12 protein-coding genes are annotated in these 14,360 nt (G+C 45.1%); 3 read left to right on the top strand and 9 right to left on the bottom strand.

Annotated elements, in window-relative coordinates:
• Positions 1-43: 43 nt before the first annotated feature.
• The 4 genes from BQ7117_RS00460 to BQ7117_RS00445 all read right to left on the bottom strand — a co-directional run bounded on the left by BQ7117_RS00460 (position 44) and on the right by BQ7117_RS00445 (position 5,087).
• Positions 44-1,783, bottom strand: a complete 1,740-nt coding sequence (locus BQ7117_RS00460) for a D-apionate lactonase family protein (protein WP_073995713.1) — start codon at positions 1,781-1,783, stop codon at positions 44-46.
• A gap of 74 nt (positions 1,784-1,857) precedes the next feature.
• Complete coding sequence (locus BQ7117_RS00455; protein ID WP_073995712.1) at positions 1,858-3,216, bottom strand: MFS transporter; 1,359 nt, start codon at positions 3,214-3,216, stop codon at positions 1,858-1,860.
• A 101-nt stretch (positions 3,217-3,317) separates the two neighbouring features.
• Positions 3,318-4,175: a phosphogluconate dehydrogenase C-terminal domain-containing protein gene (locus BQ7117_RS00450; RefSeq protein ID WP_073995711.1), complete on the bottom strand. Its 858-nt coding sequence runs from the start codon at positions 4,173-4,175 to the stop codon at positions 3,318-3,320.
• Positions 4,176-4,283: 108 nt separating this feature from the next.
• Complete coding sequence (locus BQ7117_RS00445; RefSeq protein WP_073996905.1) at positions 4,284-5,087, bottom strand: sugar phosphate isomerase/epimerase family protein; 804 nt, start codon at positions 5,085-5,087, stop codon at positions 4,284-4,286.
• 464 nt (positions 5,088-5,551) lie between these two features.
• Between BQ7117_RS00445 and BQ7117_RS00440 the strand changes: the two genes are divergently transcribed.
• On the top strand, positions 5,552-6,379 hold the full coding sequence (locus BQ7117_RS00440) for a FadR/GntR family transcriptional regulator (RefSeq protein WP_073995710.1): 828 nt from the start codon (positions 5,552-5,554) through the stop codon (positions 6,377-6,379).
• 65 nt (positions 6,380-6,444) lie between these two features.
• On the opposite strand, the gene BQ7117_RS00435 is transcribed toward BQ7117_RS00440, so the two are convergent.
• Both BQ7117_RS00435 and BQ7117_RS00430 read right to left on the bottom strand, forming a co-directional pair.
• The gene (locus tag BQ7117_RS00435; protein ID WP_073995709.1) at positions 6,445-7,407 is read right to left on the bottom strand and encodes a carbohydrate kinase family protein; all 963 of its coding nucleotides are present in this window, start codon (positions 7,405-7,407) and stop codon (positions 6,445-6,447) included.
• 19 nt (positions 7,408-7,426) lie between these two features.
• Positions 7,427-8,830, bottom strand: a complete 1,404-nt coding sequence (locus BQ7117_RS00430; protein WP_073995708.1) for a sugar porter family MFS transporter — start codon at positions 8,828-8,830, stop codon at positions 7,427-7,429.
• A 214-nt stretch (positions 8,831-9,044) separates the two neighbouring features.
• Here BQ7117_RS00430 and BQ7117_RS00425 point away from each other — a divergent pair, with 214 nt between their 5' ends.
• Positions 9,045-10,052, top strand: a complete 1,008-nt coding sequence (locus BQ7117_RS00425; RefSeq protein ID WP_073995707.1) for a LacI family DNA-binding transcriptional regulator — start codon at positions 9,045-9,047, stop codon at positions 10,050-10,052.
• 72 nt (positions 10,053-10,124) lie between these two features.
• On the opposite strand, the gene BQ7117_RS00420 is transcribed toward BQ7117_RS00425, so the two are convergent.
• Positions 10,125-10,796, bottom strand: a complete 672-nt coding sequence (locus BQ7117_RS00420) for a response regulator transcription factor (protein ID WP_073995706.1) — start codon at positions 10,794-10,796, stop codon at positions 10,125-10,127.
• 35 nt (positions 10,797-10,831) lie between these two features.
• On the bottom strand, positions 10,832-12,115 hold the full coding sequence (locus BQ7117_RS00415) for a sensor histidine kinase (protein WP_073995705.1): 1,284 nt from the start codon (positions 12,113-12,115) through the stop codon (positions 10,832-10,834).
• 171 nt (positions 12,116-12,286) lie between these two features.
• Here BQ7117_RS00415 and BQ7117_RS00410 point away from each other — a divergent pair, with 171 nt between their 5' ends.
• Positions 12,287-12,943 (top strand): DUF4352 domain-containing protein, encoded by a 657-nt coding sequence (locus BQ7117_RS00410; protein ID WP_073995704.1) that lies wholly within the window; start codon positions 12,287-12,289, stop codon positions 12,941-12,943.
• A 120-nt stretch (positions 12,944-13,063) separates the two neighbouring features.
• On the opposite strand, the gene BQ7117_RS00405 is transcribed toward BQ7117_RS00410, so the two are convergent.
• Positions 13,064-14,360: G5 domain-containing protein (locus BQ7117_RS00405; protein WP_237563019.1), on the bottom strand; the 1,297-nt coding region annotated here is incomplete at its 5' end.

The following is a 14,360-nucleotide window of genomic DNA, read 5'->3' as shown; positions in this document are numbered from 1 at the left end:
TAGTAGTAAAAGTTGTTTAAGCTAAATAATTAACAAGCTTTAATTAATTATTTTCAGTCACTGTAATATTTCTTATTTCATTTGCTGGAATAACTAAAACTTCAGAGTCTTTTTGAGTAGTCATTTTGAAAGAGATATCGTCATTGCTAGCGTTAATTAAAAATAGTTGTTTTTTAGCAGGCATATACATAACTGAAACTTTTGAATCAATTAAAGAGTTGTTGACTATAACAGTTTCATTTTTTAGGTCGTTTAGTTTTTTAAGTAAAATGCCTTCTGGAGTCAGTGAACCATTTTCGTCATGTATTCCGCGTGGACCGAACATTTCATAAAACACTAAAGCGTCTACATCAGAACCTATTGCATGTGAAATGCATAGTGCTGTCCAGGTTTCTGCCCAAGTACTTCCGGCTCTTTCATCAATCGAAGATGCAATATAATTAGCTCCATATCCATCTTCTTCCCATTGATCGTTTATTCCAGGTTCCGTGGATACTGAATTAACTCGTGCTTTTAAAGTAATTGGTCCTAGGATGAGTGGAGAGTTTCCTATATATTCTCGTGCAGATTGTACTGTGTCTTTAATTATTTGGCAGCTATCAATAATGTGCCATGGTTCTGTAACGTGCATTTGTGGGGTATAGGTATAGCGATAGCTGTCAGCTTTAGAAGAAAATTGTTTAATATTTCTATTAAATTCGGCAAAGTGCGTTCTAGCTCCAACTACTATTTTTGCATCGCATAAGGCTGCTATTACAGAGCTAATCAGCATACATTCCGGTGTAGTTATGTGTAATTTAGGATCTACACACATAACTGATGAAATTTGTAATTTTGCTTTTTTTAATGCTTTTATGCATTCTTTAGCTACATTTTCTTTTGTCGTAGCAAGCATTAAATCTATAGGGATTTCTCCGAGATTAGAGTCATTAAGTAAAGAGTTAGTGAATTTCTCTAGTGGGTATCCTTCAGCAAATTCGGCAGTAATTGATGATGGTGCAAAAGTGGATACAGTTTTTTTAGAGTTAAAGACGGTGGATGCACCTATAGATATGGGGGGAACTGTATGCTGCGATCCGTTTTCAATAATCTCAGATAAATCTAGCGTTTTATTAGCCGTTTGTTTTGTGGGTGCTTTGGTTATATATGAATTGATATTTTCAGAGATATTACTTACGGCGGGAGTAACTGTAATGATTATTTTTTGATTGATTATTTCATCTTTTTTAATTTCGTATGGAAATGGTAAAGAAAGGTCGCGATTATATATTTTATAGCTGGAATCGTGCCAGTTTCTTTGATCTTCCATTTCGAAGTAGTCGCCGTAAAAAGAAAAATCTATCTGTGCATTTTTTTCTTGCAGGTATATGCGTTTAATATCTTTAGCTGGTTGCCAGGGAGAAACACGTTGGGGAAAACGAAATAGATTTACTTTTTCTTGACTATCAGTTATTTCTGCATCTAAACCTGAATAGGAAGCTGGAATCATTAAGGTGATTCCAGTTCTATTGGTAGGTAAGTTAGATGTGGCCGTGAACTTATATGAGTAGCTGAGTTTATTGGATTCAACTGCAATTAAAGATTCTGCTACTCCTACGCTGTAGGTGGCTTTAATCTCGATAGAATTTGAATCTTTTTTAACAACAACATCTTCTGGTTCATAAGTTCCCCAATTTACATCGCGTATTGCTGGTCGAAGAGATGTAGCTAAATGGATATTTTCATAATATACGTCGGATAGCTCTTCGTTAGAAATCCGGAAATTCCATGAATCTATTTTCATTTTTTACTCTTCTCTGGTTAATAATGCGAATTTATATTGTGGATAATGAAAGTTCACGGCCACATCGTGATAATTTATATGGCTATTTGTTCTAATTCTTGCCCAGGTTTTACTTTGGGGAGGAATAAACAACTAATCGCTTGAGCACCGCCAAGGAATACAGCAATTATTAACCATGTATTTTCAAGGCTTATGCTGCTAGTTAATAGTGCCCATAAGAAGCTTCCTAATGTAAATCCTAGGACTAGCATTCCAGCCATCCAGCTTACACCTAGTGCTCGTACTCGAGTTGGGAATACTTCTGCTTGGTAGGTGTATCCTACTCCAGACCATGTTCCGTTAGTTGCCTGGAATAGCAGGAAAATACAGATTAAGAGAATGGGGTGTGGATCAGAATATAAAATTATTAATGATAGTGGGGCTATGAATGCAGCAGAACCTAGCAACACATTGCGCCTACCAAATTTTTCTCCCAATAATCCACCAAATATGTAGAAGAGTACTCCTACTCCGCCACCGGCGAGCAAAAGGGTCGCAACTTCGGAAGATTCCCATCCTTTTACATGAACCATCCAATAAGTTAGGTAGATGTTAGTTGCTACGTATGACATTCCATATAATATCCAAGTGGTGGAAAGCGATAACGTTGTGCGCAATACCCCACCAGCTTTAGAGAAAAGCTGTATGAATTTGCCATCTTCATTTGCCTCAATGTCCATAGGCATAATTTTTTGCAGTCTTTTGATGGTTTCTTCATCACCAGCTGCTTGTGCTTTTTCCATGGCTTTCATATGCAAAAAACGAGGAGATTCACGTACTTTTTCACGTGCTATTCCTACAAGGATGAGAGGTATAACGCCAAAGAGGAATACCATTCTCCAGCCAAGCCCATTTACCATTAGATACATTCCGCTTGCTAAGAATACTCCTACTGTGTATCCAGATTGCACGATGGAATAGAGCATTCCGCGGCGTTTAGCTGGAACTTGTTCATTTACCAAGGTTACAGATACTGCTAGCTCAGCATTTGCAAATCCAGATGCGAGAGAACGTACTAATACTAGAGTCCAGAATCCATTAACAAAAAAAGTTAGTCCCGTGAACAATCCAGCCATACACAGACAAAGCATCCAAGCTTTTCTTCTGCCACGTGCGTCCATATAGTAGCCCATTGCTAGAGCTATTAGGAATTCTGCCGCATATACGAACATTCCTAGTATTCCAAGGGAAGAAGCAGAAATATTAAGCTCAGCAGTTATGTCTGCGATAGTTAGGTTGTATAGGTTTGTGTCGTATGCAGCTAGTGCCCAGCCCAATAAGGCAACAATTATTAAGTATGTTGTGTAGCGTTTTTCGTGTTTTTCAGATTTAAAGCCTTCTAGGCCTAAATCTTCCAATTCTTTTAAGTATTCCGGCGAGTACTTATCAATCATATTAATTTCCTTTAAGTAAAAACTTATTTACCTTTAATGAAGGTAAATAAATTATTTTTTATCTTATATACAGCGTCTTTGCTGTGCTATAAATAAAATTTTTAACGCTCAATCTTGTCTAGTTCCAGCATCTTAGCTAGCACTATGTCGAGGTCTTCGTCGTTAAATACTTCTTTCCAGTTCGGGTTGATGATTCTTTCCCGTCCGTATTCCATGGCCAAGAGGCAGGCGTCGGAGAAGGGGTTAGATCCGCGCAGCGCATTGGTCAGGGCGATGAAGATGTGTCCGAAGAACATAGCTTCTACGGATTCGTACTTCATATCGGTTACCTCTACGGTGTAATCGAGTACGTCTTTGAGGAACTGGCCAATCATGCAGCCGATGGTTTCATTCAAAGTCGGTTCGAGTACTGCGAGATCGTGTACCGACTCCCAGTGCACGGCTACTACCGGGGCAAACATATTGGCGATTACTTCTTCGCCAATTGGCTGCCACTTCTCAGATTCGGTGTGCATGGCGGCCAGTACGTGCTGAGCTGCAGCTACACCGCCGAAGGTATCGGCATACTCTTCGTCCGTCTTGCGCTCTAAGAATACGGACGGATGTGCCGGGTGGCAGACGATATAGGTCAAATCATCACGGATGAAGAGCTGGTTCGCATAAGCAGCCGCTGGATCGAGGGTGAGTACCACCGAGCCTGGCTTCTGCAGCGGGGCAATATCGGCAGTAATCTTATTCAGTGCCCGGTCCGGTACTGCATATACTACGATGTCGGCGTCTTTTACTGCTTCCGGCGTGGGGGTAATCGGCCGGCCAGCTTCTTCCGAGCGCTTAATGCCCGCTTCGCCAGCTTCACAGAACTTTACATTGTATTCGGGGTGGCTAGCCAGATTCGGGGAAACTCGCATTCCCATTTTCCCGCCGGCGCCAATTACTGCAATGTTTAGCTTCGTTGCCATATCGATTCATTCTCCTTTTATATTTATTGTTTATTTTGTTTAGGAAACTTGAAAGGTTCTTATTTTTTAAGCGATCCTTGTTCTTTTGATGGAAGTATTTTTGCTAGGTTATTTAGCGGCTTGCGCTTTAATTACTTGTAGAGTTTGCTTTGTCCACTCCCGCTCCATCCGCACGGTAGTTTCCGGATCTCCCTGCCATACCAGCCAGTGCTCTACTATCTGGCTGATACCACGCGCTACGGGCTGTACTTTCTCCAGTTCGTAGCGGTAATCTAAGAGACCTTCGCCCATATTGGCTCCGGCGTAGGTGAATCCCACCCAACCGGCTTGCCGAGAGAAAGCAAAATCTTTCACGTGTAAATTCAGAGTGTAGGGAGCACATCTATCGATTACATCGCGAGGGTGCTCCAAGCCGGCCACACAATTTGCCGGATCTAAAGCTACGCCTACGCGCTCGCTGCCTACTTTTTGAATTAGCTCTACTAGCTGAGTAGTGGGGAGCTGTTCATAAGTCTCAAAAGCTAAATCGATGCCTTTTTCTTCTAATTGCGGCACAATTGCTTTGATGTTTTGCAGGCTTTCTTCTAGAGAGGGTTTTCCTTCTCCTACCTGCACCATCGAACGAATTACTTTGGCGTCTAATGCCTGCGCCAGCTGCAGATATTTTTCGAGAGTTTCGAGTTCTGTACCGCGGGTACCCACTTCGAGAGCAATCCCTTGGGCGGTAGCTTGTTCTTTAATATCGCGTAAATGCGCGGCGTCAAAAGTCTCTAAAAGCGGGTAATCGCAAATCTGAAAGACATTGCAATTCAGTTCTGCAGTGCGATCGAGCATACCTTCTAAAGATATTGGATTAGGTACTCGCTCTGACCATTCCCAAAATAGGGCATAGGTTCCGATTCCTATACGCATTTCCACCCCCGTTGGTGATTCCGTATTTGCGTTTAGTTAGATTATTACCTAAAAAAGATTTTTGGTCAACCGGTTTTATAAATAAGTTAATTAGAAAGTATTCTTGGAAATTCCCGTGGGTATTGATTGTAAATAAAATTTGTGATGTTTTTAAAAAGGTAGATTGCTGGCTGTAAGATGTATTTTAAGAAAATTGGTTAGCCAATAATGATTACATATAATTTATAACGTTCCCATTTATTATTTTTATAGTTTTAAGATTTTAAGTAAATTGAAGTACCAGTAAATCTGTTTATAAAATTTCTAGTTTTAATGGATTGCAAATTTCTTTAAAATTATTAGAATTTCTATCCTCTGGGTAATAGTTTCCTAAGTTAATCAGAAATAACTGCTAATAAGAGGGAGAGTCCAGCCGGGCTCTCCCTCTTTGACGTCTGGCAAAAAGTGCAGGATAGAGTATCATTATGCAGGTGAGTGAAAATCGTTTGCGTCGGTTAGCGCAGGAAAAAGGAAATTTTACCCCGCTTAATTTGACGGTCAATTCTACTTCCGAAGCGGCGGAGGCTGCCCAGTATATTTTGGCGCAGATTATTACCGGTGATTACAAGCCGGAGGAGCGATTGCCGGCGGAGCGCGCTCTGGCAGAGGCTTTGAAAGTAGGCCGCACTACTATTCGCGAAGCCCTTACCGTATTGGAAATTCTCGGGGTAGTAGAAATTCGCCCTGGTTCTGGTGCCTATGTGCGAGCCGGCGGTACCGGATTATTATCTGATAGCTTGCAGTGGGTGATGCTGCTAGCACCCGCCGACTACCCAGATATTTTGCGTATACGCTCGGCATTGGAAGTACTGGCGGTGCAGCTCACGGCCGAATCTTTAGTGAAAGATCCCCAGCCTTTGAAGACGCTGCGCGTAATGCGTGACTGTTTGGAAGAGCAAGAGGAGAGCATCAATTCCGATAATATGGCTGCTTTTATCGACGCCGATGCAGCTTTTCATATTGAGATGGCGGAACTAGCTGGCAATGAAACTCTGAAAAATTTGCTCTCTACTCTGCGCAGAATGCTCTCTATTTGGGTGCGTAACCAACTAAAAGTTAATAAGGATATGCAGATTGCTTATGCAGAGCATCTAGATATCTTTCGCGCTTTAGATTCCACTGATCCTTTGCAAGCTGTAGAGGTAATGCGTGAGCATATGAAATCAGCTAATGAGCGCTTGTTGCGAGCAAATTATGCACAAGGAAAGCGGGATGCAACGGATACGGATACGCCGAAATCTGAAGAGCAATAAACGAGCGCAGTTAGAGTACAACTAGAGCGTAAATAGCACCCGACTAGAGTTGCGGATTTACTGCATTAAAGCTGCGGATTTGCCGTCTGCACTTGTTCAATGCAAGCGCGATCTGGTGCATAAGCTCCCGCACGGCTCACCGTCAAACCAGAAGTAATTACGCCGCGGTGTAGCGCTTTGCGCACATCGGCGAGAGTGGCTTGGCGCAGGCGCGTCTTTGCTTGCGCACTTCCCAGCAGTCCCGCGTCCAATAATCCGGAAATAAGCCCGGCCATAAAGGAATCTCCTGCCCCTACGGTATCGGCTACTTCGATATTGAGCGGATCTACTACCAGCATGTCGCGGTCACCTGCGACTTTCGCATACGCTCCCCACGGCCCGCGCGTAATTACTACCATGCCTGCTCCCAGCTCTAACCAGCGCCGCAGTACCTCTTCCAGCGGAGTATCGGGCCCGTATAGCCAAGCTACATCTTCATCGCTAGCTTTCACTAAATCAGCCAGTCCAATCAGCACCTCTACTCTTTCCCGTACTTTCTCCGGATCTCCCATAATAGAAGGTCGAGCATTCGGGTCGTAGCTGAGGGTGCCGGTAATAGCCATTTCTTTTGCCGCTGCCAGTACCGCTTCCGCGCCTGGTTCGAGCGTGGCGCCGAAACTGCCAATATGTAGATGCGCTATATCTGCCATTGCGGGTAGCTCCGGTACTTGCCAATCTAAGTCGAAATGGTAAGTGGCTTGCCCGTTAATATCGATTTGCGCATCAGCTATCGGGGTCTGAGCAGCCTGATCACTGCCGTCCACAATTCTCACTCCGGCGGCATTTAGATGATCGGCAATCATTTTTCCGCGTTTATCTGCTCCCCACCAGGAGGCCATTAAGGTGGGGTGGCCAAGCTGAGCTAATCCACAAGCCACATTGAGAGGGCTGCCCCCGACGTGCTCTTCCGTAGCTTGGCCGGCGCGCGAGATTACGTCAATAAGAGCTTCTCCGAGGCAGAGTACAGGTGCTGCTGAGGGGGTTTTCATTGGTGTTTCTCCTAGTTGTTTAGTCATTTTCTAGTCCCAGTTTTTCTGCCATTTCTTCTAAGGGCACGCCCTTGGTTTCCGGCATAAGCTTTAGTACCCAGAAAAGCTGGGCAGCCATACAGCAGAAGAAGATTAAGAAGCTTACTCCGCCTCCGAGCAGTTTAATCATAGAGGGGAAAGCGAAAGAAGTGATAGCGGCAAATACCCAGTGGGTGGTCGATCCGAGGGATTGCCCCCGCCCGCGCACGCGATTGGGGAAAATTTCCGAGATAAATACCCAGATTACCGAGCCTTGCCCGAAAGCGTGTGCCGCAATAAATACCAGTAGTCCTATTAAGACCATTACCGAAGATTCGGAAGTGAAATTACCTTCGAAACGGAACATCACAAAAGTGAGAAAGCCGAGGCTGATTAGATAACCGATTGAACCTACTAGCATGAGCGTGCGCCGGCCTAATTTATCGATTACGGTGAGGGCGGTCAGGGTGGCGATTAGGTTCATAAAGCCGACGGCGATTGACATGAGATAGGAGGCGCTTTCCGCAGCTCCCGCCTCCTGCATGACCATGGGGGCGTAGTAGAGAATAGCGTTTATGCCCGAAAGTTGATTGAACATTGCGATAGTGAAAGCGAGCAAAATTACGCGGCGGTAGCGCTTAGTGAAGAAAGCAATTTTTACGCCTTTGTGGGCGGCATCGGTAGCTATCTGGGCGCGAATTTCCGCAATTTCCACTTCGGATTCTGCCTCGGTACGGCAAAGTTGGCGGCTAATGGCAGTGGCTTCTGCCGTGCGTCCTTTGCTCATCAACCAGCGCGGTGTCTCTGGTACCGAGAAAAGCAACAGTAAGAAGATACTTGCGGGTATGACCATTACTCCCAGCATCCAGCGCCAGGCTTCTGGGCCGGATACGATTTCGCGCACGAGTGCATTGGAAGCATAAGCTACCAAAATTCCAAGTACGATATTAAATTGCACCAGCCCCACTAAACGCCCGCGTTGGGCAGCGGGAGCAATTTCGGCAGTGTAGATTGGAGCGCATACGCTCGACATTCCGACGCCGATCCCGCCGCAGAGCCGGGCGAAGAGGAAAAACCAGTAGGCATTAGCGGGAGCTAGGGCAGTGCCTAAACCGCCGAGTAGGAAGAGAATTCCGATAGTGAAAAGCATCTTTTTCCGTCCGAAGCGGTCGGCAAGAGTGCCGGCGAAAATGGCGCCAAAAATAGTGCCGATAGTGGCGCTGGAGACGGCGATTCCGAGGCCGAAACTATCTAATCCGAATACTCTTTCGAGGGCGGAAGTAGTACCAGAAATTACGGCGGTATCGAAACCGAAAATAAGGCCACCAATAGAGGCGACGATAGCGCTGCGAATCACCAGCCGGGTAGGTCCGGATTTCTGAGAGGTATTTTCTCCAGTGTGCATGGTGTATCTTTCTGTGTTGCGATATTTAATTTACGAATTATCTACTTGCGATGTAAATAGCTTCGTTGCGGAGAAAGGAATGATTCCTAATCTTTGACAACGTTGTCTATAAAAAAGACAATAACAGACAATTTTGGCGAGTGCAAGCAAACTTAGAATTTACTTTTAGCTTTTTTCTGGAATACTTATTTATATGCCTAGTCCTCGGATAACAATGAAAGATGTCGCTGCGCGCGCGGGTGTCAGCGTGAAGACAGTATCGCGAGTCATAAATGCGGAGAAAGGAGTAGCCACTGCCACTGCCCAAGCTGTGCGTCAAGCTATTGCAGATTTGGGATACCAGGCAGATCTGCAAGCACAATCGTTACGCCGGCGCGATAGACGCTCCCGCACGGTGGGACTACTGGTATCTTCGGTAGCTAATCCTTTCGATAGCGCCGTACATGCGGCAGTAGAAGAAGTGGCCGATAAGTATTCCACAGTGGTGCTGGCAGTGAGCTCGGCAAATAATGTACAGCTCGCCCAAGAGCGCGCCGCTATTCTCGCTAGCAGGCAAATTGACGGTTTAATTTTTTCTCCCAGTGGAGAAGAGCACAAATGGCTGCCAGATCTTTTTATCTCCCGCCCGCTGGTGGCCATAGATCGCAGCCCAGAATCAGAATTTGCAGATTCGATAATTTCCGATAATCAAGTCGGGGCAATGCGGGCGATACGGCATTTACTTAGTCAAGGCCATCGGCGTATTGCTTTTCTCGGAGATAATGAGCAAATCCAGACAGCGCAGCTGCGCAAAGCGGGATATTTGGCTGCCCTCGCCGAAGCAAAAATTTTGCCACACCCTCATCTCATGAAGCTAGGGATAACGGGGGAAGACGCGGCGCGATTGGCGGTACATGAATTATTGACAGCGCCACAGCCCCCGACAGCTATTTTTGCCGCGCAGAACCAACTGACGGCTGGTACTCTCTATGCTCTGCAAGAGCTCGGTTTAGAAGAGAAAATAGCGGTAGTCTCTTTCGATGATTTACCTAATGCAGATTTATTTAAAGTAGGTTTGACGGCGATTACGCAGAATCCGGCAGAAATAGGGCGCGTGGCAGCTGAACGGCTTTTTGGGCGGCTATCTGGAGAAATTTCTGGCCCGCCGGAAAAAATTATCGTACCTACGGGCTTCAAGATTCGCGGTTCCGGAGAAATTCCGCCACTCTTTACGGGTTTCTAATCTGCGGCGCCTGCAAATTTTTTGTGCTACTTTGCGGTGCCTTAAAATTTCTCCACTCTAATTTGCGGTGCCTTAAATTTGTGCCAAAGTGAGAGTCACCGCAATAAGTACGCGATTAGTCACCGAAAATTTCTGCATAATTCCTGCGATATGGGTCTTTACCGTACTGGTAGAGATAAATAGTTGGGCAGAAATTTCGCTATTGCTCAGGCCTTGCGTCACTAACTTAGCTACTTCTAATTCAGCTGGAGAAAGCTGTGCGATTAATTTTTGGGCGCGAATTTTTTCCGGGGTGGCGAAGCTCGCTTCTAAGTGCGTAAAAAGCTGCCGCGCCGTCTTTGCAGAAACTGCTCCCTCTCCGCGCGCCACCGCTACAATCGCTTCGATAATAGAATTTGGATCTTCTGATTTTAAAAGAAAGGCAGCTGCTCCAGCTTCGATAGCGCGCAGTGGTTCTAGCTGGGAATCCAAAGTAGTAATGACGATTACCTGAGGTGGATTCGGCATTTTCGTGATATTAGCCGTCGCCTGAATCCCATCTTCTCCCGGTAATTTAATATCCATCAAGACTACGTCTGGCCGCTGGGATTCTATCGCGCGATAAGCTTCGGCAGCGTTAAAAGCTTCTCCCACTACTTCTATGCGTTCCAGTGGATCTTGCTCTAGTAGATTACCTAAAGCATTACACAGCAGTGGATCATCATCTACGATAAGCACTTTTAAAGGGCGCTTGGTTTCTTTCACAACTACTAATATACAGAACTACTAATACCCAGAAGTCATTTCCATGGAAGCCAAATATGAGTCTTGAAGTATCCTGCTTCAGTTTTCTGTTGAATACTTCCGCCTAATATCTCTACTCTCTCCGCAATTCCTTTCATTCCGTATCCGGTAGTTAGGAAGTTTTCGGCATTTTCTTCATTTTCCGCGAGCTCGTTTTCCGCCGAAATGCTAATACCTTGGCTGGCACTGCCCGATATTTTTAGTTGCAAGGTGCTTTGCGGAGCGTGCTTAGCTGCATTCGTTAAGATTTCGGCCACTATAAAATAAGTTGCCTCTGCCGAGCGAGCCCCCGCCGTCTCTAAATTTTGTAAAGAAATCGTAGATATTATTTTTTGCTGTGCCTGCACAGAGTGGTCAATTAGTGTTGATAGATTCGCTAAGGAGGGCGCTACTTTTTCGGTATCGGCTACCTCTGCGGTGTTCTCACGCATCATAGTGACTAAATTATGTAAATCGACGACGGCTTCTTGCGCGGTTTCCCGCATTTGCCGAGCTTGTTTCGTCAATTTTTCGTCACTATTTTTCGATACCTCTAAACCACCTGCATAGAGAGAAATAAGTGAAAGTTTCCGGCCGATTGTATCGTGGATATTTCTCGCTAAAGCATCGCGCTGATCGCGATTGAGGATTTCGTTCTGCAAAGCGACTCCGGCTATGCGTTCCTTTTCTGCTGTTTCTTGCGTTTGCTTTACCTGCAGTTTTTCGCGTGACCAGAGCCCGATCCAGATAGGTATCACCATTACAATCAGCAGCAAGATAAATAACTTAAAAATATCTAAATTGGCAGGATTGGAAATATTGGAGAGGTGAGAAGAATTTTTCGGATCAATGCGCAAGAAAGAAGTATCGGTATTCCAGCCCTGCAGATCGCGCCAGATATTTATTGTGAATCCTACTAGGTGCAGGGCAATAAGTTTGATATTGGTGCGGGGAGTGCATTTGCGGAGGGTTTCGGGTAAGAAAAATGCTAGTGGTGCTCCGAGAGGGAGAAATATCTGCGCTATTCCGGTGATGAGGGCAGCTCGGAATGGATTTCGGCTCCGGCGGCAAAAGAGGAAAAGGATATAGAAAATTACCACTGCTGCCAGGAGAAGCTCTATATTCATAAAAATTGCTTTGCCGGAAGTTTGAGTTTGCTGCGAGGCAGGTATGCGCATGGCAAAGTAGCCAAGGGGCAGTGCGAGGGCGCAAAAAAGTAATAAGACGCTGAAAATCCGGCCACAAAAATTCAGCACGCGCAATGTAGCTGCGAGCGAGGGAAGCTGCGAATTCTTATTCATAGATATAACTATATGAAGAGGCTCCGAAAAATTTAATACTGCTTTTGGCCCTTAAATTTCGCAGAAAATCATTCTTTTGGCAAAAATAATTATCCACTTGGTGGAGGTAAAAATTAATTGCGGCGCAGAAAATAAAGTACAAATGCTTTAACCACTAGAAAGGCGAATAATATGGATAACGTAACCCCTAATCCAGCTCCGGCTACTCCAGAGAGCACCGCGGAGAAAAAGAATTGGTTTGTGCGGCATAAAATTCTTACCGCTTTGCTTGTGCTGGTAGTGCTGGCAGGTCTAGGCAGTATGTTTGGCGGGGGAAATAGCGATAATTCCGCTTCTTCCGCGAAGTCAGCTTCTACAAGCGAAGAGAATAAAGCAGATAGTGCGGATAAGAAATCCGAAAAAACTGCTAAGAAAGCGGAGAAATCGAAAGAGCAGGAAGTGAAGATTGGAGAAGAATTCAGCTCTGGAGATTTCCTGATAACTGTGAAGGCACTGCAGCCTCCGCAGGATCAAGTGGGAGATGAATTTCTAAATAAGAAAGCGCAAGGTAAATTTATCCAAGCGGTGGTGAGTATAAAGAATAACGGGCAGAAAAAGGCCGTATTTTTTGATAACGACGTGAAGCTCATCGACGATCAGAATCGAGAGCACTCCACTTCTTCCGATTCCTTCTATCTGGGAGATGCCAATTTAATGCTGAAGGATATTAATCCTGGTAACAGCGTAGAAGGAGTACTGCTTTTTGATGTACCACAAGATGCCACCCCCACTTTCTTAAAATTTGATACGGAGTGGTTGGCAGCGCCCGTGAAAGTGGCTCTGCAGTAAAAGTAGTTTTGTGCTAAAAAGCGGCTCTGCAATATAAAGAGTTGATATTTTTAGGGGCAGACGGGAATTTCCCGTCTGCCCCTAAGTTTAGGTTCTAGTAAATTTACTTAAAATTTACTACTAGCGCCGGCGCAGAGCCAAAGCACCTCCACTTGCCAGAAGCAGTAAGCTGCAGAGGCCTAGCAGGCCAGCAGCCGAACCAGTACGCGGTAAAGCTGGCTTTGCCGCAGCTTTTGCTCCGGTACCGTATTCTACAATCTGCTTCACTGCTGCTTTAACTTCCGGATCTCCGAGAGCTTTGTCTTCTACAATTTTTTCTTCGCCACTATCGTCATAGTAATACTTCACCATCTTCGTGGTTTCCATACCCGCTACGCCCTTTTGCACTACTTTTTCTTCTCCAGTAGGCATATTCGGATTAGCGCGGCGCTCTTCTTCATAAGGAAGATTCTTCACGGCGTCGTATTCCTTTTTCTGCAGCTTAGATTTCAGCTCAATATTCCAGCCGGCGATATCGTTTCCGCTCACTTCTAAAGAGTAGTACTTAGCTTTTGCTAGTTCCGGATCAGCGAAAGCTGCCTTCAAGAAGTAATCGCGATTCTTGCCTGCATATGCATTCCAAATTTCGAATCCACTGGCGCTGCTTATGGCCGATTTATAGCCGGTGTTTCCGTTGCTATCCTTAAGCGAAATAAGTGAGAACTTTTGATTATCTTTGAAATCAAAAAGTCCTTCCATCTTCCAACGGCGATTCCAGGATTTATAGACTTTGCGCTCTTCGCCTTTTTTCTGCACATCGAAAGAAGTACGCACCTTCAATTTATTCTCATCTTTCGGTGCAATTATGCCCGTCAGCTTAGTGCTATTTACATCTAAATTGGCAGCTTGTACCATGCTAATCCAGTACGCATCCGGCTCGGCTATAAGAGTAGCTGCTAGCCTTACTCGCCCCGGGTAATTCTTTCCATCTATATAAGAAAATACCTGCAGCGGTTTAGAAAGCTCAGTATAAGTCTTCTCTTCGCGCGCGTCTTTTATTTCTTCGTCCTTCTTAATTTTAATTGTTACATCTTGGCAGTATTTAATATCGCGAGGGAAGAATTGGCTGTGAAACCTTTCGCGCTGCCCGGTTGCTTTATTTTTTCCTACGAAGTCCAGAGAGAAAGTAACTTTTCCAGCTGATTGCCCAGCCTGCTCTGGATTACAAGCCTGGCCAGGGGTATCTGCATACGTCTTCCAGCGCAATCCAATAGTTATATCTTTTCCAACGGGAGCTTCGTCGTCTTCAGCATGAGCTTGGGTAGCTGTGATAAAAGCAAAGCCTGTGCAGGCCAAAGCTACTGCAAGCACAAAGGCAAAAAGGCGAGAAGTCCAAGTGGATTTTTTGCTCGTATTCGCAAATATCATCGGGGGGGGG

It is taken from the genome of Arcanobacterium urinimassiliense, assembly GCF_900119495.1.
Taxonomy (GTDB): domain Bacteria; phylum Actinomycetota; class Actinomycetes; order Actinomycetales; family Actinomycetaceae; genus Arcanobacterium_A; species Arcanobacterium_A urinimassiliense.
Note: the sequence above shows the minus strand (reverse complement) of the source record. Positions and strands in the feature narration are given on the sequence as shown.